This is a genomic window from Chloroflexota bacterium (genome assembly GCA_020850535.1).
Lineage (GTDB): Bacteria > Chloroflexota > UBA6077 > UBA6077 > JACCZL01 > JADZEM01.
The window spans coordinates 1-2,684 of sequence record JADZEM010000007.1; the positions used below are offsets into that span (position 1 = coordinate 1).

The 2,684-nt window shown below is 66.4% G+C and carries 2 protein-coding genes; both read left to right on the top strand.

Annotated elements, in window-relative coordinates; genetic code table 11:
• A partial coding sequence (locus IT306_01190) for an ABC transporter substrate-binding protein (GenBank protein ID MCC7367003.1) occupies positions 1-599 on the top strand: 599 nt, incomplete at its 5' end.
• A gap of 413 nt (positions 600-1,012) precedes the next feature.
• A partial coding sequence (locus IT306_01195; protein ID MCC7367004.1) for an ABC transporter substrate-binding protein occupies positions 1,013-2,684 on the top strand: 1,672 nt, incomplete at its 3' end.

The window sequence follows — 2,684 nt, forward strand, 5'->3', positions numbered from 1 at the left end:
GCGAGGGCTTCCGCCTCCGAACCGACGGCAAGGGCCGCCTGAGCCTGGTGCTCGACACCTGGGGCGGCCAGTTCATCCAGTTCACCCGCATCGGCGAGATGCTGGCCGGGCAGCTCAAGAAGATCGGGATCGACCTCCAGGTCAAGGAGTTGGAGCGGAGCTTCGGTCAGAAGCGCAACGCCGCCAACGAGAACCAGATCTATGCCTGGCAGAACGACGGCTCCGAGCACCTCTACACCTTCCCTGGCCACGTCTTCCCTTACGACCTGACGGGCGGTGGCGGGGCGCTCTTCGCGCAGTGGTTCCAGTCCAACGGCGCCCAGGGCAAAGAGCCGCCGCCCAAAGTCAAGGAGGTCATGGACAAGTGGCGGAAGGGCTTCGGGGTGCCGGAGGCCGAGCAGGTCAAGCTGGGCAAGGAGGTCTGGGCCACGGCGGTTGACGAGGTCTTCATGTCAGGCGTCGTCGGTCTGGCCGCCGCCGTGTCGGGCGTGCGGATGATCAAGAACAACATGGGCAACATTCCTGCCCGGCAATTCAACAGCCCGGATGGGAAGACGCCCGGCACGTCGCGCCCGGTGACATTCTACTTCAAGTCGTAGACGTCCAGGCGTCCACGGTATCGCGCGCAGCGCCCCGATCGCCAAGGCGGTCAGGGCGCTGCTTTGCGCCCGTGCAGACGGCCCAATGTATTGACGTACGGCTCCCGGTGCGGTACATCTGGCACGTTCCGTACACGTGAGACGTCGACGTTGCCGTCAAGACCGTGGAGAGGTTTTGCGGCGCGGTGCCCGGCGGCTGTGGACAGGGTGCGCGCGCACGAGGGAGGTGGGCGCACCCGGGTTCGACAAGGGTTCCGCGATTTGACGATGACGCGAGCGACGTGTGGTGGAGCACCAGCCAGGACAGGAGCGGCCTGCCCTGGCATCTGGAGTACCGAATGGCAATGAAGCCCGGTTTGACGCGACGTGTCTTTCTTCGCAGAGGTGCGACTGGCGCACTCGGCCTTGCAGGCGTGGGTCTGCTGAGCGCCTGCGCGCCGAGCGCCCCGGCCACCAAGCCAGCCGAGACCAAGCCCGCGGCGCCCGCCGCCACGACGGCCCCGGCCGCTGCTACCAAGCCTGCCGACACCAAGCCCGCCGAGACGAAGCCGGCTGCTCCCGCTGCGACGACGGCCCCGGCCGCCGCTGCCAAGCCGGCCGAGGCGGCCAAGCCGGCCGAGGCGGCCAAGCCGGCTGAAGCTGCCAAGCCGGCGGCCAAGAGCGAGCCGAAGCTGGGCGCGCAGCTCATCGGCAAGCTGGAAGGCCCCACCGTCATGACCGACGCGGCGGCCATCCCGAAGAGCTTCAAGGAGGCTCCGGCCCTGGCCGATCTGGTCAAGGCCGGCAAGCTCCCGCCCGTCGAGCAGCGCGTTGGCAGCGAGCCAATCGTCCTCAAGCCGCTCAACGAGACCGGCAAGTACGGCGGCACCTGGCGCCACGGGTTCACCGGCCCCGGCGACCAGTGGAACGGCTTCCGCAACGCCAGCGGCCCCGATCACCTGCTGTTCTGGGACTACACCGGCGAGAAGATCGTCCCGAACATCGCCAAGAGCATCGAGGAGCAGGACGGCGGCAAGACGTTCATCCTCAAGCTCCGCAAGGGCCACAAGTGGTCAGACGGCCAGCCGTTCACCGCCGACGACTTCGTCTTCGGCTACGAAGAGCTGTTCCTGAACAAGGAGCTGTACGCGGCAGGGTCGCCGCTGCTCTCGATCAACGGCAAGCCGGGCAAGCTGGAGAAGGTCGACGAGACGACCATCAAGTTCAGCTTCCCAGAGCCGTACTACCTGTTCCCCTCGGTGCTGGCCGGCACGACGGCCATCTCGTCGCACTCGTACGCGGGCGATCCGTCCGGCGTCCCGATCCTCTCCCCGGCCCACTACCTGAAGCAGTTTCTGCCGAAGTTCGCGACCCAGGCCACGGTAGATGAGCTGGCGAAGGCCGCCGGCTTCGACAACTGGGTCAACCACTTCAAGGCGAAGAACTCCTGGCAGCTCAACCCTGATCTGCCGTCGCTCACGCCCTGGAAGCTGGTCACGCCGATCAACACGCCGAACTGGACCTGGGAGCGCAACCCGTACAGCGTGTGGGTGGACACCGACGGCAACCAGCTGCCGTACATCGACAAGATCCAGTTCCAGCTCGCCGAGAACCTCGAAGTGCTGAACCTGCGCGCCATCGCCGGCGAGTACGACATGCAATCCCGCCACCTGGACATGGGGAAGCTGCCCGTCTTCCTGGAGAACCAGCAGAAGGGCAACTACCGCATGCAGCTGGACATCGGCGACAACGGCGCGGACTGCGGGCTGAAGTACAACCTCAGCTTCGACGCCGATCCCGAGATCTCGAAGTGGATCACCAACGCGGACTTCCGCCGCGCCATCGGTCTTGGCGTCGACCGCGACCAGATCAACGAGACGTTCTGGCTGGGCACCGGCACCTCAGGCTCGGTCGCGCCGTCCGAGGCGAACAAGTACAACCCCGGGCCCGAGTATCGCACCATGTGGGCGAAGCTCGATGTCGCCAAGTCCAACGAGATGCTGGACAAGCTCGGCCTGGACAAGAAGGACGGCGAGGGCTTCCGCCTCCGAACCGACGGCAAGGGCCGCCTGAGCCTGGTGCTCGACACCTGGGGCGGCCAGTTCA